General features: G+C 69.3%; 22 protein-coding genes and 1 pseudogene. 12 read left to right on the top strand and 11 right to left on the bottom strand.

Annotation, left to right across the window (positions count from 1 at the left end; translation table 11 throughout):
* Positions 1 to 8 precede the first annotated feature (8 nt).
* The 11 genes from ACZ4RZ_RS21900 to ACZ4RZ_RS21850 all read left to right on the top strand — a co-directional run bounded on the left by ACZ4RZ_RS21900 (position 9) and on the right by ACZ4RZ_RS21850 (position 6,613).
* A complete protein-coding gene (locus ACZ4RZ_RS21900; protein ID WP_467746782.1) occupies positions 9 to 215 on the top strand; it encodes a hypothetical protein in 207 nt (68 codons plus the stop codon).
* The gene (locus ACZ4RZ_RS21895; RefSeq protein WP_467746781.1) at positions 212 to 448 is read left to right on the top strand and encodes a hypothetical protein; all 237 of its coding nucleotides are present in this window, start codon (positions 212 to 214) and stop codon (positions 446 to 448) included. The genes ACZ4RZ_RS21900 and ACZ4RZ_RS21895 overlap by 4 nt, the downstream gene beginning before the upstream one ends.
* Positions 445 to 858, top strand: a complete 414-nt coding sequence (locus ACZ4RZ_RS21890; protein WP_467746780.1) for an ASCH domain-containing protein — start codon at positions 445 to 447, stop codon at positions 856 to 858. Before ACZ4RZ_RS21895 ends, ACZ4RZ_RS21890 begins: the two co-directional genes overlap by 4 nt.
* Positions 851 to 1,549 (top strand): DNA methylase, encoded by a 699-nt coding sequence (locus ACZ4RZ_RS21885; protein ID WP_467746779.1) that lies wholly within the window; start codon positions 851 to 853, stop codon positions 1,547 to 1,549. The genes ACZ4RZ_RS21890 and ACZ4RZ_RS21885 overlap by 8 nt, the downstream gene beginning before the upstream one ends.
* Positions 1,546 to 2,934: a replication initiator protein RepSA gene (gene repSA, locus ACZ4RZ_RS21880; RefSeq protein WP_467746778.1), complete on the top strand. Its 1,389-nt coding sequence runs from the start codon at positions 1,546 to 1,548 to the stop codon at positions 2,932 to 2,934. The genes ACZ4RZ_RS21885 and repSA overlap by 4 nt, the downstream gene beginning before the upstream one ends.
* Position 2,935: 1 nt before the next feature.
* Positions 2,936 to 3,133 carry a helix-turn-helix transcriptional regulator gene (locus ACZ4RZ_RS21875; RefSeq protein WP_467746776.1) on the top strand — a complete coding sequence of 66 codons (198 nt, stop codon included), beginning with the start codon at positions 2,936 to 2,938 and terminating at the stop codon, positions 3,131 to 3,133.
* Complete coding sequence (locus tag ACZ4RZ_RS21870; protein WP_467746775.1) at positions 3,133 to 4,389, top strand: tyrosine-type recombinase/integrase; 1,257 nt, start codon at positions 3,133 to 3,135, stop codon at positions 4,387 to 4,389. The genes ACZ4RZ_RS21875 and ACZ4RZ_RS21870 overlap by 1 nt, the downstream gene beginning before the upstream one ends.
* A gap of 40 nt (positions 4,390 to 4,429) precedes the next feature.
* Positions 4,430 to 4,876: a hypothetical protein gene (locus ACZ4RZ_RS21865; protein ID WP_467746773.1), complete on the top strand. Its 447-nt coding sequence runs from the start codon at positions 4,430 to 4,432 to the stop codon at positions 4,874 to 4,876.
* 457 nt (positions 4,877 to 5,333) lie between these two features.
* Positions 5,334 to 5,573, top strand: coding sequence for a hypothetical protein (locus ACZ4RZ_RS21860; protein WP_467746771.1), 240 nt, complete (start codon positions 5,334 to 5,336; stop codon positions 5,571 to 5,573).
* Between the two features lie 106 nt (positions 5,574 to 5,679).
* Complete coding sequence (locus tag ACZ4RZ_RS21855) at positions 5,680 to 6,261, top strand: hypothetical protein (RefSeq protein WP_467746770.1); 582 nt, start codon at positions 5,680 to 5,682, stop codon at positions 6,259 to 6,261.
* Between the two features lie 10 nt (positions 6,262 to 6,271).
* On the top strand, positions 6,272 to 6,613 hold the full coding sequence (locus ACZ4RZ_RS21850; protein WP_467746769.1) for a DUF6233 domain-containing protein: 342 nt from the start codon (positions 6,272 to 6,274) through the stop codon (positions 6,611 to 6,613).
* Between the two features lie 192 nt (positions 6,614 to 6,805).
* Here ACZ4RZ_RS21850 and ACZ4RZ_RS21845 read toward each other — a convergent pair whose 3' ends face one another.
* The 5 genes from ACZ4RZ_RS21845 to rpsB all read right to left on the bottom strand — a co-directional run bounded on the left by ACZ4RZ_RS21845 (position 6,806) and on the right by rpsB (position 11,484).
* Entirely contained in the window at positions 6,806 to 7,933 is a 1,128-nt protein-coding gene (locus ACZ4RZ_RS21845; RefSeq protein ID WP_467746767.1) for a phosphatidate cytidylyltransferase, read from the bottom strand.
* Positions 7,933 to 8,490 (bottom strand): ribosome recycling factor, encoded by a 558-nt coding sequence (gene frr, locus ACZ4RZ_RS21840; protein WP_010984060.1) that lies wholly within the window; start codon positions 8,488 to 8,490, stop codon positions 7,933 to 7,935. Before frr ends, ACZ4RZ_RS21845 begins: the two co-directional genes overlap by 1 nt.
* 190 nt (positions 8,491 to 8,680) lie before the next feature.
* Positions 8,681 to 9,451 carry a UMP kinase gene (pyrH, locus tag ACZ4RZ_RS21835; protein ID WP_095936924.1) on the bottom strand — a complete coding sequence of 257 codons (771 nt, stop codon included), beginning with the start codon at positions 9,449 to 9,451 and terminating at the stop codon, positions 8,681 to 8,683.
* Positions 9,452 to 9,634: 183 nt separating this feature from the next.
* Positions 9,635 to 10,471, bottom strand: coding sequence for a translation elongation factor Ts (gene tsf, locus ACZ4RZ_RS21830; protein ID WP_467746766.1), 837 nt, complete (start codon positions 10,469 to 10,471; stop codon positions 9,635 to 9,637).
* A gap of 95 nt (positions 10,472 to 10,566) precedes the next feature.
* A complete protein-coding gene (rpsB, locus tag ACZ4RZ_RS21825) occupies positions 10,567 to 11,484 on the bottom strand; it encodes a 30S ribosomal protein S2 (protein WP_467746764.1) in 918 nt (305 codons plus the stop codon).
* Between the two features lie 270 nt (positions 11,485 to 11,754).
* Between rpsB and ACZ4RZ_RS21820 the strand changes: the two genes are divergently transcribed.
* The gene (locus tag ACZ4RZ_RS21820) at positions 11,755 to 12,369 is read left to right on the top strand and encodes a M23 family metallopeptidase (RefSeq protein WP_467746763.1); all 615 of its coding nucleotides are present in this window, start codon (positions 11,755 to 11,757) and stop codon (positions 12,367 to 12,369) included.
* A gap of 158 nt (positions 12,370 to 12,527) precedes the next feature.
* On the opposite strand, the gene ACZ4RZ_RS21815 is transcribed toward ACZ4RZ_RS21820, so the two are convergent.
* The 6 genes and pseudogenes from ACZ4RZ_RS21815 to ACZ4RZ_RS21790 form a co-directional block, all read right to left on the bottom strand.
* The gene (locus ACZ4RZ_RS21815; protein ID WP_467746975.1) at positions 12,528 to 13,085 is read right to left on the bottom strand and encodes a TetR/AcrR family transcriptional regulator; all 558 of its coding nucleotides are present in this window, start codon (positions 13,083 to 13,085) and stop codon (positions 12,528 to 12,530) included.
* 142 nt (positions 13,086 to 13,227) lie between these two features.
* The gene (gene whiG, locus ACZ4RZ_RS21810) at positions 13,228 to 14,070 is read right to left on the bottom strand and encodes an RNA polymerase sigma factor WhiG (protein WP_467746761.1); all 843 of its coding nucleotides are present in this window, start codon (positions 14,068 to 14,070) and stop codon (positions 13,228 to 13,230) included.
* 272 nt (positions 14,071 to 14,342) lie between these two features.
* Positions 14,343 to 15,488 carry a DNA-processing protein DprA gene (dprA, locus tag ACZ4RZ_RS21805; RefSeq protein ID WP_467746759.1) on the bottom strand — a complete coding sequence of 382 codons (1,146 nt, stop codon included), beginning with the start codon at positions 15,486 to 15,488 and terminating at the stop codon, positions 14,343 to 14,345.
* Positions 15,485 to 16,126: pseudogene (locus ACZ4RZ_RS21800) on the bottom strand (ATP-binding protein); the annotation flags it as partial. The gene dprA and the pseudogene ACZ4RZ_RS21800, both read right to left, overlap by 4 nt.
* A gap of 296 nt (positions 16,127 to 16,422) precedes the next feature.
* Positions 16,423 to 17,004: an ImmA/IrrE family metallo-endopeptidase gene (locus tag ACZ4RZ_RS21795; protein WP_467746758.1), complete on the bottom strand. Its 582-nt coding sequence runs from the start codon at positions 17,002 to 17,004 to the stop codon at positions 16,423 to 16,425.
* Positions 17,005 to 17,007: 3 nt separating this feature from the next.
* A complete protein-coding gene (locus ACZ4RZ_RS21790) occupies positions 17,008 to 17,190 on the bottom strand; it encodes a hypothetical protein (protein WP_467746983.1) in 183 nt (60 codons plus the stop codon).
* Positions 17,191 to 17,194: the final 4 nt, after the last annotated feature.

Here is a 17,194-nt window from a genome sequence, read left to right as displayed (position 1 = left end):
CCTCCATCATGCCCGGCCCCAACCCGGCCACGATCACGCGCGCGCGGATCTGCCCGAACTGCGACGGCTTCGCCACCGCCGCCGTACCCTCCGGCACCCGCCACCTTGACGGCACCCGCGTCCTGCTCCGCATCGACTGCGGCACCTGCCACGGCACCGGCACCGTCCCCCTCCGCCCCCGCCTGAACGCCGCGGACGTGGAGGTGGCCGCGTGAAGAGCCTCACCACCTCGGCCCACATCGAGCCTGACACCCGCAGCCGCGTCACCCCCTTCGCGGACCGCACGAACCCCTTCGTCAGCCTCCGCATTGAAGGCGACCTCATCGAGATCGCCCTTCTCGCCCGCCCCGGCACCTCCGAGGCCCTGCGCAACCTGGCAACCGCAGCGACTGAAGCCGCCAGCGTCCTGGACGCCATGGCCACCGACACGACGGGGGTGACCGCATGACCCACCGTGCCCCCGTCGAGGTGAGGGCCCTGACCCTGTGGCAGCCCTGGGCCTCCTGCATCGCCTACGGCACCAAGCGGATCGAAAACCGCCGGTGGGCCACCGACTACCGCGGCTGGCTCCTCATCCACGCCGGCGCCACCATCGACCCCGCCGCCAAGTACGCGGTCATGGCCCGCCCCTTCCTGCACCGCCCCCAACCGGCCGGCGCCGTCCTGGGCTGGGCTCGGCTGGACGACTGCCACGAAGACGACGGCATGTGCACCCTGTGGTCCGCCCCCGGACAGTGGCACTGGCACCTCTCGGACGTGCACCGCCTAGCCTGTCCCGTCTCCTGGCCCGGTGCCCGCGGCCTGTGGACCCCCACCCCCGCCCTCCTCGACCAGGTTCGGGAGGCCGCCCATGTCTGACCTCGCCCCGCGCGTACTGGACCTGTTCTCCTGCTCCGGCGGGGCTGGCTGGGGCTACCACCTCGCCGGATATGCGGTCGACGGCTGCGACATCGCCGACCGCCCCCGCTACCCCTTCGCCTACCACCGCGGCGACGCCCTGGAATACCTCGCCCATCTGATCGACACCGGCGACATCGAGCGGTACACCCTCGTGCACGCTTCTCCGCCGTGCCAGGCCGGCTGCGCCCTCACCGTGGGAACCAATCACTCCCAGGGCTGGGGCGGGGATCACGAAGACCTGGTGGCGCCGATCCGCGCCCTGCTCGACAAGACGGGCCTGCCGTACGTGATCGAGCAGCCCAACGGCAAGGCGAAGATCCGCAAAGACCTCACCCTGTGCGGTGAGATGTTCGGCCTCGGCGTGCTGCGCCACCGCAACTTCGAACTCGGCCGCTGGACCACCCCACGACCGACCCACCCCCGTCACCGCGGTTATGTGCGCGGGCACCGCCACGGCGTCCGTCGCGACGGCCCCTACGTCGCCGCCTACGGCAAGGGGGGCGGCAAGGCCACCATCCCCGAAATGCAAGCCGCCATGGGCATCACCTGGACCGACGTCCACGAGGAACTGACCGAGGCCATCCCGCCCGCCTACACCCGCTGGATCGGCACCGCCTTCCTGACGGCTCGCCAGGAGGTGTTCGCATGACCGACACCGCCACCCTGACCGGCCTCAATCCACTCGTCCTCGGCGACCTGCTGCGGGTGGCCTCCGCCCCCGACTTCGACCGTTGGCAACACCAGATCCAACGCACCGGCGGCTGCGCCGACCCCATCCACCTGCGCGGCTGGACAACCCGCGTCGACACCGCCACCGGCGAAGCCCTGCACCGCTACACCACCCAAGGGGAACCCGGTGGCCGGCTGCGCATCGCCTGCGGCAACCGCCGCGCCTCCCGCTGCCCCTCCTGCGCCTACACCTATGCGGGCGACACCTACCACCTCATCCGCGCCGGGCTCGCCGGCGACGACCGCCACGACATCCCCGCCGCCGTCCGGGATCACGGCCGCGTCTTCGCCACCCTCACCGCACCCTCGTTCGGCCCGGTCCACAACCGGCCCGACCGCGGCGCCTGCCGCTGCGGCCGTCACCACCGCGAGGACGATCCCGCCCTCGGCACCGCCCTCGACCCGGACGCCTACGACTACGCCGGCGCCGTGCTGTTCAACAACCACGCCGGCGACCTGTGGCAGCGCTTCACCAACCGGCTCCGCCGCGAGATCGCCGCCCGTGCCGGCCTCACCCAACGCGAACTCTCCGAGGCCTGCCGCGTGTCGTACGGCAAGGTCGCCGAATTCCAGAAACGCGGCGCCATCCACTTCCACGCCGTGATCCGCCTCGACGGACCAGACGGACCCGGCTCCCCGCCGCCCTCGTGGGCGAGCGTCGACCTGCTCACGGACGCCATCCGCGCCGCCATCCGGCACTCCTACACCAGCCTCCGCGTTCCTGCGGCCGGCGACCAACCCGCCCGCATGCTCCGCTGGGGCCGAGAACTCGACATCCGGCCCGTGAAGGCCTTCGGCGACGGCTCAGAGCTGACCGAACAGGCTGTCGCCTCCTATGTCGCCAAGTACGCCACCAAAGCCGCCGAGAACACCGGCACCCTCGACCGGCGCATCGGCGAACTCGCCGAACTCGACCGCCACGGCGTCCCCGACCACGCCCGCCGCCTGATCACCGCCTGCCGCGACCTCGACCCCCTCTACCCGGACCGGCGGCTGTGGGCCTGGGCCCACATGCTCGGCTTCCGCGGCCACTTCTCCACCAAATCCCGCCGCTACTCCACCACCCTCGGCGCCCTCCGCCAGACACGCGCCGACTACCGCGCCGCGCAGGAACGCCATGCCCTCGGCCTCGACGAGCGCGAGCCGGACACCGTCCTTGTCCTGGCCGATTGGCAGTACGCAGGCCACGGCCACACCCCCGGCGAATCGGCCCTTGCCGCAACCATCGCCCGCGACCTTCAGCTCAACCGCGAAACCGCCCGTGAAGCCCTACGCGACCAACCCGCCGACGAAAGGGAGTGGTGACATGCCCTCCGAGCTGCCGAACCGCTTCCTGACCCCTGATGACCTGGTGGACATGTTCGAGCTGCCCAGCGTCGAGACGGTCTACCAGTGGCGCCGCAAGCGCACCGGTCCCCGCGGCTTCCGCGTCGGCCGGCATCTGCGCTTCGATCCGAACGATGTACGGGCCTGGGTGGACTCCCAGCTTGGGGAGGCTGTCTGATGGCCGGACACATCCAAGACCGCTGGTACAAGACCGAGACCGGCCCCGACGGCAAGACCCGCAAGGTCAAGACCGAGCGCTACGGCAGGAGCATGCGCTACCGCGCCCGCTACATCGGCCCGGACGGCAGAGAGCAGTCCAAGAGCTTCCCCGACGGCCAGAAGCGCCTTGCCGAGAAGTGGCTCACCAACATCGCGTCCGACATGTCACACGGTCAATACATCGACCCGCGCGCGGCCCGTATCACCTTCAAGGCCTACGCCGAGAAGTGGCTCAGCGCCTACACAGCAGACCTGTCTAGCCAGATCGTCACTGAACAGCGGTTGCGTCTGCACGCGTTCCCCGTCATTGGCACGCGCCCGCTCGACTCGTTCCGCCCTGAGCACATCCGGAGCCTCGTCAGCGTCCTGGAGGAGGACTCCGCAGTGAGCGATGCGTACGCGCGCAACATCTACGGCGACGTTCGAGCCGTGCTGAGCGCCGCCGTGGACGACGGTCTGCTATTCCGAAACCCCTGCTCTGCAAAGTCAGTTCGCCCGCCGACGGCTGAGCGGCGCCGTGTCATACCGTGGCTGCCTATCCAGGTACACGCCGTTCGCGCGGCGCTCCCCGAGCGGTACCGGACCATGGTTGACGCCGGGGCAGGGTGCGGACTCCGGCAGGGAGAGATTGTGGCTCTCGCTGAGGACGCGATCGACTTCGAGGGTGGCGTCCTGCGGGTGGTCCGGCAGGTGAAACTCATCCGAGGCAAGGCCGTGTTCGCCCCGCCGAAGTGCAACAAGGAGCGGGACGTACCTCTGCCCTCATCGGTGGCTGAGGCCCTGCGCGCCCACACGGACACCTACAAGCCGGTGGAGATCACGCTTCCCTGGCGGAAGCCGGACGGCCCTAAGGTGTCGGCCCGTCTGCTGTTCACGAACACCGCAAACGGGATCGTGTGGCGCAGCAACTTCAATATCCAGAAGTGGAAGCCCGCGCTGGCGGTCGCTGGCCTCATCCCGGACGCAGGGCCGGACGGCAAGTACGAGTCGGCGCGCGAGCACGGCATGCACGCTCTGAGGCACTTCTACGCGTCGGTCCTGCTGGACGCCGGAGAAAGCATCAAGGCCGTCAGCCAGTACCTGGGACACACCGACCCGGCGCTGACACTACGGGTGTACGCGCACCTCATGCCTTCGAGTCAGGAGCGGACCAGGAAAGCAGTGGACGGCGTCCTATCGCGTAGTCGTGACTTCTCGCATCCCGACTGCGCCTGACATGCATGCGCCCGTGCGAGGGAAGGGAACAATGCCTTGCATGGGCGCATGGGGGACGTTGTTAGCAACCATTGCTGGTGCCGCGATCGCGCTCGTGGGTCAGCACCTGGTGAAACGGGCTGAGGAACGGGCTCGCATATCGGAACTTCTACTTGAGCAGTGCGCCGCAGTGGCGGCGTCCTCCTCAGACTTCCGGGATCGCATCTGGGAAGAACGTCACCTGGGCTTGGAAGGGCGGGTTGCTGGTTGGGATCTTTCCGCCCTGCGGCTGGCAACAGCCCGTCTGCAGATCCTCTCGAAGGATGAAGCCCTGCTGTCGTCACTGGACCAGCTGAACAGGGCTGGCCGGCGGCTGGGAAGCGGCTGGCGACGTGGGGACGTGAATGATGCAGACTATTCCGACCTTTGGGACCGGCATAACACTGCTATGAAGCAGTTCGTAGCGGCAAGCGGCAAGGTGGTGCGCCGCCGCCTGTCACATCCCTGAGCATCGGCGCACGGCCCAGAGACGGCCCAGCAGGTCGAAACAGGGACCCTATCGGCGCCATACGCGCAGATAGAAGGCCTATTCGCGTCTGATGGCTGCCAGTTCTCCGGGCTTAGGCATGGCTGTACCAGTGTCGCAGATCGATTTGTGTGACCTGCGATCCTTGGATCGGCGGGTGGTCGTCGACGATCGTCGTTGGTCGTCGCCGGTCTCCCTCGGACGGCCCACAGACGGCCCGCCTACGGTCCTGGGTAGGCACATCAGTGCAGGTGGCGGCACGGTTTCTGCGGACGAGAGCCCGGGAGGCGGTCTGTCCAGGGTGTTGAACAGGACGTCGTCGACGTCCACGGTGCGACGGGGCGTTCATCACGTACTGCGCCACCGGGGCGGACGGCACACCCGGCGTCGGCAAGTCGCACAGTCGGCGCGCTGAGCACACGAGCTTAGGATCCGAATCGTGGCAGACATCCCCGACGAATTGATCAGGCTGGAACATTCCGTCGAAGAGGAACGCGCGAAGTGCGCGGGCCTCGCGGGCGAGGAGTACGAGGCGCAGTGCCGCCGGTGGCGCGAAGCGTCCGAGGTGGCGCAGGCGGCCATCACGAAGTACGCGCAGGCGGCCGGGCAGGAGCGCCACGAGGTCGAGCAGGCCGTGAAGAAGGCTGTACGGCGGGCAGAGGAGGACCCGACGGACTAGCCGGGCGGTATAGGCCCCCCGTCTCACGGTTGAGGCGGGGGATCCGTCACGCCATCACCCGTACGGGGTCTCGTGCCGCCCCACGCATCCCGCTACATTCGAACGCATGAGCGAATGGCGTGATGCGGAAGAGGTCGCCCTCCCGGTGCCGGATCAGGTGCCGGACTGGCGCGACATCGAATTCGCCCGCACGGGACTCACGCTCACGCTCCAGCGGGCAGGCCGACGGCAGAAGGCCCAGGTGCTGGAGTACCGCGACCAGCCGGACGGCAGTCGCGCCCTGCTCGTCATCGTCGACTGGCCCCGGCCCACCATCCGCATGGCCTGGGTCGTATGGGACCCCGACCGCATGAGCCTGCTGTACACGGAACAACACGTTCCCGCGGCCGTCGAGGCCGAGCCGCGCGACGGCGACGCGGTGATCGCGGGCAGCGACATGCTCGACTGCTTCCACGGCAGGCCGGTCTCCTACTGGCCACACCGCGCGGTCGAGGTGCGCGTGGGCGGCCGCTGGCACGAGGGTGCGTTGCGGGCCCACTTCGACGGGCCGGGCGGCCGGTGCGTCGCGTGGGTGCAGCCGCGGTTCTACGAGCCGGAATGGCGGGCCCTCGTCACGTTCAGCCGGCACTACGTCCGGGATCCGGCGACGATCAGACCCCGTAGCGCTGACCAGGCCGAACAGGCCTAGACTCGAACATGTGAACGAACCGCGTCCGCTGACCCGCCTGGATCTGCTGCGCTTCCTGGAGCGCGTCCAGGAGCAGGATCTGGCGCGTACGCGGCGATGGATCGAGGCCGAGAAGCAGCGCGAAGACGAGCGGCAGCGCGGGATCGAGGCCCGGCGGCCCGCGCCGGACTGGCTGATCGAGCAGGGCCTCTCGGGGCGCGACCCCGTGTACGTGCATGTCGGCGGCTGCTGGAACTCCGGGAAGCGGAGCCGCGGAGTAGAGCGGGACCAGGCGGTGCGGGCGCTGACGGAGGGCGGGGTGCCCGCCTGCCCGCACTGCCGGCCTGACACGGATCTGGGGATCCTCGACTAGGAGCCGTCCGGCGATCATCCGCGGAGCCGGACTTGCCAGTTCTCCGGGCCAAGGCATGGCCCCACCGGTGTCGCAGACATACGGAGAGGGACTCGCCGCCCTGTGGACAACGAGCCCCCCAACCGTCAAAACCGCAGCTCAGCGGCGTACCGACCGCGATCGCGCCCGCAGGTCAGCCGGTTCGCACGAAGATCAGCCGGACCCTACGAAGATCACCAACAGCAGCCACACCACCGGAGCCGTCGGAAGCAACGAGTCCAGTCGGTCCATGATCCCGCCGTGGCCCGGCAGCAAGGTGCCCATGTCCTTGATGCCGAGGTCCCGCTTGATCATGGACTCGCCGAGGTCGCCGAGCGTGGCGCTGGCCGCGACCGCGAGCCCGAGGAGCAGGCCCTGCCACCAGCTGCCGTCGTCGATCAGGAACTGCATGCACAGCGCACCCGCCGCCATCGCGAAGCTGACCGCTCCGAGCAGGCCCTCGCGGGTCTTGCCGGGACTGATGCGCGGCGCCAGCTTGTGCTTGCCGAAGCGCCAGCCGATCGCGTACGCGCCGGTGTCGCTGACGACCGTCAGGAGCAGGAAGGTCAGGACGCGGCGCGGGCCGTCGTCGGCCGTCAGCATCATCGCCACGAACGTCGCCAGGAACGGCACGTAGAAGGCCGCGAAGACCCCCGCCGTGACGTCCTTCAGGTAGCCCTCGGGCGGTTCCGTCATGCGCCAGACCAGAACGGCCAGCGCGGTGAGCGCCATCGCTACCCACGCGCCCTCGGCGCCCCGGACGTATCCGGCGACGATCATCGCGGCACCGCCGAGTGCCAGCGGGACGAGGGGCGCCTTGATGCCTTTGCGCTCCTCCAGCCGTGAGGTGAGCTCCCAGAGCCCCACCACCACGGCGACCGCTATCACTCCGACGAACACGGCCTTGACGATGAACAACGACGCGACGATCACCGCACCGAGCCCGATGCCCACGCCTATGGCCGCGCCCAAGTCGCGTCCCGCACTCTTCTTCTGCGGTGCGGGGGCGGGCTGTGGGGCGCTGGGCATGGGCTCCTGCGGCTTCTGTGACGGGTTCCCGTAGGACGCCGCCGGCGGTGAGTCGTCGCGGAACAGGGGGCCGCTCAGCCGAGCGGCCCCCCGATCGTCATCCTGGTCTCCGCCATGTGCGGATACGTCGGGCGCGATGGGCATGGGGCGAGTCTGCTGCGCGTCATGCGCATCGTACGTGGGACCCGCCGGGGCCGCCCCCTGGGCAGGCCCCTGCTCGGACGGCCCCCAGTACCCGGCTTGTGGCGGCGCCCCCCAGGAAGAGTCGTTCATCAGACCTCGAGCAGCTCCGCTTCCTTGTGCTTCAGGAGCTCGTCCACCTGGGCGACGTACTTCGCCGTGGTGTCGTCGAGCTCCTTCTCCGCACGGCGGCCCTCGTCCTCGCCGACCTCGCCGTCCTTGATCAGCTTGTCGATGGCGTCCTTGGCCTTGCGGCGCACGGAGCGGATCGAGACCTTGGCGTCCTCGCCCTTGGTCTTGGCCACCTTGATGTAGTCCTTGCGGCGCTCCTCGGTCAGCTCCGGGAACACCACTCGGATGATGTTGCCGTCGTTGCTCGGGTTGACGCCCAGGTCGGAGTCGCGGATCGCCTGCTCGATGTTGCGCAGCGCGCTCTTGTCGAACGGGGTCACCACGGCCATGCGCGGTTCCGGCACCGAGAACGAGGCCAGCTGGTTGATCGGCGTCAGTGCACCGTAGTAGTCGGCCACGATCTTGTTGAACATCGCCGGGTGCGCACGACCGGTGCGGATCGCGGCGAAGTCCTCCTTGGCGACCACGACGGCCTTCTCCATCTTCTCCTCGGCCTCGAGGAGGGTCTCTTCGATCACCACTTGCTCCTGCGTGTCTTGAGTAGGCCCGGCAGCTGTTTCCTCGTCGGGGTCGGCGGCCGGCTGCGTCGCGTCTTATTCCTGCACGGTTCCGGACCGGCAGGACATTGTCCATCCCCCGGTCAGGGTCCGTCTTCGGCCGGGGTTCGTCCCCCGTCCGAGGTTCGTCCCCCGTCCGGGGTGGCCCCCGTCAGGCCCGGCCGCTCTGGTCGCCCACGAGTGTGCCGATCTTCTCACCCTTGACGGCCCGCGCGATATTGCCCTCCGCCAGGAGCTCGAAGACCAGGATGGGCAGCTTGTTGTCCCGGCACAGCGTGATGGCGGTCATGTCGGCGACCTTGAGGTCCCGGGTGATGACCTCGCCATAGCTGAGCGAGTCGAACTTGACGGCCTCGGGGTTGGTCTTCGGGTCGGAGTCGTACACCCCGTCCACGCCGTTCTTACCCATCAGCAGGGCCTCGGCGTCGATCTCCAGAGCGCGCTGGGCGGCCGTGGTGTCGGTGGAGAAGTACGGCATGCCCATACCGGCGCCGAAGATGACCACACGGCCCTTCTCCAGATGGCGCACGGCGCGCAGCGGGATGTAGGGCTCGGCGACCTGCCCCATGGTGATGGCGGTCTGGACGCGGCTGTCGATGCCCTCCTTCTCCAGGAAGTCCTGGAGAGCGAGGCAGTTCATGACCGTGCCCAGCATGCCCATGTAGTCGGAGCGGGCCCGGTCCATGCCGCGCTGCTGGAGTTCGGCGCCGCGGAAGAAGTTGCCGCCGCCGATGACGACCGCGATCTGGGCGCCGCCACGCACCACGGCCGCGATCTCGCGGGCGATCTTGTGCACCACGTCGGGGTCGACGCCCAGTCCGCCGCCACCGGCGAACGCCTCGCCGGAAAGCTTCAGCAGAAAGCGTCCCGCGCCTTTGCCGTCGTCGGTCTTCTCGCCCTTGTCGGCCTGGGTGGTGGTCATGGAGATCTCCTCATGGTGCACATACGAAGAAGGCCATTGCCGCTGGGGTGTCGTTCGCATCCCATGCTCGGCAATGGCCTCCTCGTCAGATCTGCTGTCGTCCGGCACACGCGCGTGGGTGCCGGCGTACGCGGACGACTGCTGTCGACCCTATAGGGGTCGCGCGTCGATCGCGGTACGGACTCAGATGCCGACCTTGATGCGCACGAAGCGCTTCAGGTTGACACCGGCCTCGTCCAGGACCTTCTGGACGGTCTTCTTGTTGTCGAGCGCGTACGGCTGACCAAGGAGGGTGGCCTCCTTGAAGAAGCCGTTGACGCGACCCTCGACGATCTTCGGGAGCGCGGCCTCGGGCTTGCCCTCGGCGCGGGTGGTCTCCTCGGCGACGCGACGCTCGGTCTCGACGACCTCGGCCGGGACGTCCTCCTTGGAGAGGTACTTCGGCGCGAAGGCGGCGATGTGCTGCGCGATGCCCTTGGCGAGGTCGGCGTCGGCCTTGTCCAGCTCGACCAGGACACCGATCTGCGGGGGCAGGTCGGGCATGGTGCGGTGCATGTACGCCGCGACGTAGGCGCCGGAGAACTGGGCGAAGCGGTCCAGGACGATCTTCTCGCCCAGGTTGGCGTTGGCCTCGTCGACGAACGCCTGAACCGTCTTGCCGGACTCGATCTCGGAGGCAAGGAGAGCGTCGAGGTCGGCCGGGGAGGTCGCGGCGACGTGCTGCGCGATCTGGTTGGCGACGGCCTGGAACTTCTCACCCTTGGCGACGAAGTCCGTCTCGCACTTCAGCTCGACCAGGACACCGGAGGTGTTGTCGTCGGCGATGACGGAGACCACGGCGCCGTTCTCGGCGGAGCGGCCCTCGCGCTTGGCGACGCCCTTCTGGCCCTTGATGCGCAGCGCCTCGACGGCCTTGTCGACGTTGCCGTCGGCCTCGTCCAGGGCCTTCTTGCAGTCCATCATGCCGGCGCCGGTGAGCTCACGGAGCTTCTTGACGTCAGCGGCGGTGTAGTTCGCCATGATTCCTGGAATCTCTCTCGGAGTCTGAAGATCTACGGGCCGAACGGCGGGGGCTTTGTTGGCCCCCGCCGTTCACAACCCAAAGGGGTGAGGGGTCAGGCCTGCTCGGCGTCCGCGGCCGGGGCCTCGGCGGCAGGGGCCTCGGCGGCCGGAGCCTCGGCGGCGGCCGGAGCCTCGGCCTGCTCGGCGTCGGCGACCTTCTCGGTCTCGGCGGAGGTCTGGACCTCGACCTCGTCAGCCTTCTTCTCGCCCTCGAGCAGGTCGCGCTCCCACTCGGCGAGCGGCTCGCCCGCGGCCTTCTCACCCTCGGCCTTGCCGGCGCCGGAGCGGGCGATGAGGCCCTCGGCGACGGCGTCGGCGATCACGCGGGTGAGCAGGGTGACGGAGCGGATCGCGTCGTCGTTGCCCGGGATCTTGTAGTCGACCTCGTCGGGGTCGCAGTTGGTGTCGAGGATGGCGACGACCGGGATGTTGAGCTTCCGGGCCTCGCCGACCGCGATGTGCTCCTTCTTGGTGTCCACGATCCAGACGGCGCTGGGCACCTTCTGCATCTCGCGGATACCGCCGAGGGTCTTCTCCAGCTTGGCCTTCTCGCGCGAGAGCACGAGAAGCTCCTTCTTGGTCAGACCGGAAGCGGCGACGTCCTCGAAGTCGATCTGCTCGAGCTCCTTGAGGCGCTGCAGACGCTTGTAGACGGTGGAGAAGTTGGTGAGCATGCCGCCCAGCCAGCGCTGGTTGACGTAGGGCATGCCGACGCGGGTGGCCTGCTCGGCGATGGCCTCCTGCGCCTGCTTCTTCGTGCCGACGAACATGACCGTGCCGCCGTGGGCGACGGTCTCCTTGACGAACTCGTAGGCGCGGTCGATGTACGACAGCGACTGGAGCAGGTCGATGATGTAGATGCCGTTGCGCTCGGTGAAGATGAAGCGCTTCATCTTCGGGTTCCAGCGACGGGTCTGGTGACCGAAGTGGACGCCGCTCTCCAGCAGCTCCCGCATCGTGACGACGGCCATGGCCGTTCTCCTTGGTGTTCTCGGTTGTGCCGCGCGTGCCGGACGGCACTCGCGCCTGACGCCCGCGATGCGCCTTGCCACGAGGGACCGAGAGGCGCTGACACCGGTTTTTGATGACCAGGTGTCGGGGCGTGCGAAGTCGACCCGGTGACCCGGATCGCCATCAGAAGTGTACGGGACCCGAGAGGCACCGGGTGACGCCGCCGTCCACAACCGGCCGGTACTCCACAGATCCCGGCCATGATCCGCCCGATGCGGGACGGTTCTCGCATGCGAGCGAAACGATGTGTGCGTACGTGGCTGGGGTTACTGCTGGGCATGACGGTGACCGTCCTGGGGGCGCTGAGCCCGGCGGCCCTGGCCCGCACGACCGCGACGGCGACACCCGATCGGCCGGGGACCCCGGAACCACCGGGCCCCGATCCCACGGTCCCGACCGTCGCCCGTACGTGGCCGGTGGGTCTACGCCCAATGGTCGTACGAGGCTGGGGACCCCCGGCAACGCCCTACGGCCGGGGCCACCGCGGCGTGGACCTGGCGGCAGCCCCCGGGACAGCCGTACGGGCGGTCGCACCCGGGCGTGTGTCCTTCGCCGGCAGGGTCGCGGGCCGCGGTGTCGTCTCGGTGGAACTGTCGGGCACGGGAACGCCACCGCTCCGGACGACATTCGGCTCGGTGCGGGCGTCCGTGAGGAAGGGCGACGAGGTGATGGCGGGCGACGTACTGGGCACCGTGGAACCGGGGGATTCGCATTGCCCGACGTCGTGCCTGCACTGGGGCCTGCTGAGAGGGAGAACGTACTTGGACCCGCTGTCCCTGCTCCCGCCGTGGCTGCTGCGGAGGGGCCCGTCGCGCTTGCTGCCGGTGGCAAAGGCCCCGTCTTAGCCGTGGGCGGGAGCACCGGGCGCCGCGAAGCCGTCCCAGCTGTGGGCATGCGTGCCGCTGGGGCGGCACCCATCCCAAAGAGAGCGGCACCCCCGCAAGCGCCGACAAGCGCACCCACCCCGGGCCCAGCCCGGACCCAGGGTGCCCAGAAGCGAGCCTCAGCCCCGGACGCCCCGCAGGGCCATGGAAACGGCGGCATCAGTAATCGCGCCGGGGTCCTCGGCCGCCCCCAGCTCAATCCGCCGCACGGCCGCATCCACCACACCCTGAAGCAGCATCGCGGCCAACCGCGGTTCCCCGTGCCCCATCTCCCCCAGCGCCTCGACGATCATCGCCACGAGCCCGCCGTGAGCCGCACGGATCTTCTCCCGCGCCCCGGCATCGAGCTCGCTCGCCGAGATGGCGACCACCGCCCGGTGGCGCCGGTCCCCGACCAGCGCCAGCTGCTGCCGAACATAGGCCTCGACCTTGCCCTCCGGAGAGGAGGCCCGCTCCATCGCCGCCGAAACCTCCGCGGCCCAGACGGGAAAGTCGACCTCGCACAGCTCCTCGACGACGGCCGCCCGCGACCGGAAGTACTCGTACACGGAGGACCGCGCGAGCCCCGTGCGCTCGGCGAGAGCCGGGAAGGTCAGCGCTTCCGTCCCGCCCTCGGACAGCAGGGACCGCGCCGCGTCCAGCAGGGCGGCTCGCTGCATCGACCGGTGCTCGGCCACGGAGGCCGCTCGAATCCTTGGCACGTCAACCACTCTACGGACGGACCGCCCCGGACGGCAGCCACTCCGCCCACCCGACCAGTGGAGGGGGGTGTGTACACCTGCTGGGCAGGGACGATTCAGCGGCATGCCACCGCCGCCCTCAGCGGCCGAAACTCGCCAGCTTGGCGCGCAGCTGGAGCACCGACTTGGTGTGGATCTGGCTCACCCGGCTCTCGGTCACCCCCAGCACGTTGCCGATCTCCGCGAGCGTGAGCCCCTCGTAGTAGTAGAGCGTGACGACGGTCTTCTCCCGGTCGGGGAGCGTATTGATCGCCCGCGCCAGAAACCTCCGCAGCTCCCGGTCCTCGGCCACCTCGACCGGATTGTCGGCCGCGGTGTCCTCCAGCGTGTCCATCAGGCTCAGCCGGTCACCGCCCTCGCCGCCGACATGCAGCAGCTCCTCCAGAGCCACCACATTCGCCAGCGACAACTGGCTGAACACCGCATGGAGTTCCTCCACCGCGATGCCCATCTCGGAGGCCACCTCGCACTCCGACGGGGTGCGCCGCAGCCGTGCCTCCAGCGTCGCGTACGCCCGCTCCACGTTGCGCGCCTTCTGCCGCACCGACCGCGGGATCCAGTCCAGCGCCCGCAGCTCGTCGATCATCGCGCCCCGGATCCGCGTGATCGCGTACGTCTCGAACTTGATCTCCCGCTCGATGTCGAACTTCTCGATCGCGTCGATCAGCCCGAACACGCCCGACGAGACGAAGTCGGCCTGCTCGACATTGGCCGGCAGGCCCACGCTCACCCGCCCCGCGACGTACTTCACCAAAGGTGAGTAGTGCAGGATCAACTGCTCCCGCAGCCGCTCGTCACCCGTCGCCTTGTACGACCGCCACAGCTCATCGAGCGTCGAGGGAGCGGGCGGGCGCACGCTACCGCCGTCGCGGGCGGCTGGCGGGAGCGCCGCCCGGTCGGACCCGGAGGTGTGCTGGGGCATTCGTCGCCTTGTGCCGTTCTGCCGTGAACTGGGAGTACCTGGGTGAGGTGTCGGTGTGATGTCGAGATCGCCAGCCTGAGTCGGAATCCTCGTGAGCGTAGCGTGACTGAGGTGTCGCAGTGCGCGAAGGGCCGCGGATCACCCACACACAGAGGCATTCCGCTGAGCGTCTCCCGGTGTCACGGCGATCGCGCTGCGTGACCACCGAGAGACGCCAACTGCGGGAATTCCCAAGGGTGTCGGCGTTCGCCCGGACGGCCGAACACGCTGGGTCAGCACCGTCCCCGATCGCGGCGGACGGAGATCATCGCCTGGCGTGTCAACTTCCAGCCGTCGCCGTGTCGTTCGACGAAACCAAGTGCTCCGAGTTCGTACAGTCTCCCGACCGCGTCGTCCACGGTGGTCCCCGCGCCCCGGGCGATCTCCTGCGCCCCCGCCGGACCGCGCGCCGGCAGCGCGGCGAGCACGCGTCCGGCACCCGGGTCCAGCAGGTCGCGCGGCAGCACGGGCCCGCGGCGGTCGGGGGCCAGCTCACCCATGTCACCCACCAGCTCGGCGACTTCCGCGGCGTCGGAAACCAGCACCGCCTCACCGCGGAGCAGTTCGTGCACCCCGGCCGACAGACCGCTCGTGGCGGGGCCCGGCACCCCCATGGTGAACCGCCCGAGCCGCTGCGCCGCACGGGCTGTGACCAGCGCACCACTGCGATACGCCGCCTCGACGACCACGGTCCCCCGGGTGAGCGCCGCGATGACCCGGTTCCTGAGGATGAATCTGCTCGGCGTCGGGTGGTCGCCGGGTGGCAACTCCCCCACCACCAGACCCTGTTCCGCGATTCTGGTGATCAGCTCGGTGTGCCCGCGCGGGTAGGGCCGGTCGACGCCGCAGGCCAGCACGGCGACGGTGGCGCCGCCCGCCCCGAGGGCACCCCGGTGCGCGGCACCGTCGACGCCGTAGGCACCGCCGGACACGACCACCCAGCCGCGCTCCGCGAGACCCGCGCCGAGGGTGGCCGCCATGTGGGCGCCGTACTCGGTGCAGGCCCGGGCTCCGACGACGGCGACGGAGCGCAGCGCCCATATCCGCAGACTGCGGTGCCCCCGTACCCACAGGCCGGTGGGCCGGGCGTCCCCCAGGTCGTCGAGTTGCGCGGGCCACTCGGGCTCACCGGGACAGATGAACCTCACCCCGGCGTGCCGTGCCTGAGCCAGATCCCGCTCCGGCCGCACCCGGCCGGACCGCCCCCGCAGCCCCTCCCATCGCTTCTCGCTCACCCCCGGCAGCGGCTCGCCTCCCTGCGCGAGCCGCCGCGCCACCTCGACGGCCCCGAGCTCCCGCAGCCATCGCCCGCCGACCTCGTCCCCGGGTTCGATGACTCGGGCGAGCGCGACGCGGGCCATGCGCTCGTCGTCCGTCATTTCGGCGAGCCGATCACCATCGGCACCCCTCGCGGGACGCCGGTGCGCAGCTGGAGAGCCAGGGCGACATCCCCCGCGTCGGGTCGGTCATGTCCTGACAGGTCCGCGACCGTCCACGCCACGCGGAGCACCCGGTCCAGGCCGCGTGCGGTCAGCACACCGCGCTCCAGTCCGCGCTCCGCCTCATCCATCGCTCCCGGCAGTGCCTGCCAGCGGCTGCGCAGCTCGTGCCCCGGCACCTCACTGTTGGTGTGCCACGGAGTGTCGGTCAGCCGCGCGGCGGCACGCTCGCGGGCAGCGCTCACCCGGTCGGCCACCGTCCGCGTCGACTCACCCTGGGCGCCGCGCGCGGTCAGTTCGGAACGGGTGACCGGCTCGACCTCCACCCGCAGATCGACCCGGTCGAGCAGCGGACCGGAAAGCCTGGCCTGGTAGCGGCGCACGGAGGAGGGCGGGCACTCGCAGAAGTCGTTCGCCACGCTGAAGCGCCCGCAGGGGCAGGGGTTGGCGGCGAGCACCAACAGAAACTTCGCCGGGAACCGCACGACACCGGCACTGCGCGCGATCACGACATGACCCGCCTCCAGGGGCTGCCGCAGGGCATCGAGCGCGAAACCGCTGAACTCCGGCGCCTCCTCGAATTTACCGACCGCCTAGCTGAACGGTTGGGTCTTGAGCTGGACAGATACGTCGCGTAGACGTCTGCGACGAAGACACAGGTGCGAGATTGCCACGGTGACGCGTCCTGCCGGCGAACCGGAAGGCGAACGCCTCGCCGATCCAGAAGCACGTCACCGAAAGGGCGTTGCGGGTTTGCAGTGACCAGCAGTGTCTCGATCGAGCGACAGCCTTGGTGAACCGCTGGCCCGGCCGTTCGGCACGCCGAGCCACCGTACTGATCGCGGCGCGACGCGTGCGCTGCAGCCAGTTCGTCTTACCGCCGCTTCGCTAGGAATCGCCTCGCAATGGTTCGGGCACCCGAAGGGTTCATGCGCATGCGCGCGAACTCGATACTCACGTCGAAGTGCTCGGCGACTTCAGCATCCGACCAGTTCGCGATCGCAGCCTTGATCGCAGCCGTCTTGGGGATCAGGAGTTCCGCGGAGAGGCTGAGGGCCTGCTCCTCTTGCTTCTGCATAGCGGGGCCCAAGGTGCGGCAGCCGCCGTCGGTGAACACAACTTCGGCGAACTCGTGCTCCAGGAGAAGGTGGGCCATCTCATGCGCCACGTTCGAGCGGCGGCGCTGAGGTGAGTGAGAGCAGTTTTCAACGATGAAGCATCCCGTGCCGGCCGGGACGAGGGCCGCAGACCAGCTGCGGGCCCCATCGTTGGCGAAGTGCTTCAGCGCTTCGGGTGAGCATCCGTGTCCAGCAAGGTCGCTGATCGCATAGACCGGGATGCCGTACTCATCAGTGAGACGGGCCAGATCCAGGGGCACATGCGGACTTGCCCCGATCCGGGCACGCTCCTCCAATGCCAGATCTTCTAGCGCCTTCTTGGTCCATCGCTGCCCCACGCCTCACCCCACGTGGGAGTCCCGCTCGGTGGCGAACCGACGCATCGCCGCGCCGATCACCTCTTCCAAATACCTCACATCTTCCTCGCCCAGGTCCCTGCGGGCCCGCAGGAGCGGGGCCAGCTGCACGAGCAGCTCGGGTTCCTCAGCGGGGCGGGTCTCGCCCTCACCTTCAGCATCGATCATGAAG

Source organism: Streptomyces sp. NPDC027189, from assembly GCF_055566975.1.
The sequence above is the reverse complement of the archived record's forward strand: the minus strand, read 5'-3'. Positions and strand labels throughout refer to the sequence as shown.

Excerpts from the sequence above, each read along its gene's own strand:
- ACZ4RZ_RS21900 (WP_467746782.1), top strand. The coding sequence starts at position 9 with ATGCCCGGCCCCAACCCGGCCACGATCACGCGCGCGCGGATCTGCCCG.
- ACZ4RZ_RS21890 (WP_467746780.1), top strand. The coding sequence starts at position 445 with ATGACCCACCGTGCCCCCGTCGAGGTGAGGGCCCTGACCCTGTGGCAG.
- ACZ4RZ_RS21885 (WP_467746779.1), top strand. The coding sequence starts at position 851 with ATGTCTGACCTCGCCCCGCGCGTACTGGACCTGTTCTCCTGCTCCGGC.
- repSA (WP_467746778.1), top strand. The coding sequence starts at position 1,546 with ATGACCGACACCGCCACCCTGACCGGCCTCAATCCACTCGTCCTCGGC.
- ACZ4RZ_RS21875 (WP_467746776.1), top strand. The coding sequence starts at position 2,936 with ATGCCCTCCGAGCTGCCGAACCGCTTCCTGACCCCTGATGACCTGGTG.
- ACZ4RZ_RS21870 (WP_467746775.1), top strand. The coding sequence starts at position 3,133 with ATGGCCGGACACATCCAAGACCGCTGGTACAAGACCGAGACCGGCCCC.
- ACZ4RZ_RS21865 (WP_467746773.1), top strand. The coding sequence starts at position 4,430 with ATGGGCGCATGGGGGACGTTGTTAGCAACCATTGCTGGTGCCGCGATC.
- ACZ4RZ_RS21855 (WP_467746770.1), top strand. The coding sequence starts at position 5,680 with ATGAGCGAATGGCGTGATGCGGAAGAGGTCGCCCTCCCGGTGCCGGAT.
- ACZ4RZ_RS21845 (WP_467746767.1), bottom strand. The coding sequence starts at position 7,933 with ATGAACGACTCTTCCTGGGGGGCGCCGCCACAAGCCGGGTACTGGGGG.
- pyrH (WP_095936924.1), bottom strand. The coding sequence starts at position 9,451 with ATGACCACCACCCAGGCCGACAAGGGCGAGAAGACCGACGACGGCAAA.
- tsf (WP_467746766.1), bottom strand. The coding sequence starts at position 10,471 with ATGGCGAACTACACCGCCGCTGACGTCAAGAAGCTCCGTGAGCTCACC.
- rpsB (WP_467746764.1), bottom strand. The coding sequence starts at position 11,484 with ATGGCCGTCGTCACGATGCGGGAGCTGCTGGAGAGCGGCGTCCACTTC.
- ACZ4RZ_RS21820 (WP_467746763.1), top strand. The coding sequence starts at position 11,755 with ATGCGAGCGAAACGATGTGTGCGTACGTGGCTGGGGTTACTGCTGGGC.
- whiG (WP_467746761.1), bottom strand. The coding sequence starts at position 14,070 with ATGCCCCAGCACACCTCCGGGTCCGACCGGGCGGCGCTCCCGCCAGCC.
- dprA (WP_467746759.1), bottom strand. The coding sequence starts at position 15,488 with ATGACGGACGACGAGCGCATGGCCCGCGTCGCGCTCGCCCGAGTCATC.
- ACZ4RZ_RS21790 (WP_467746983.1), bottom strand. The coding sequence starts at position 17,190 with ATGATCGATGCTGAAGGTGAGGGCGAGACCCGCCCCGCTGAGGAACCC.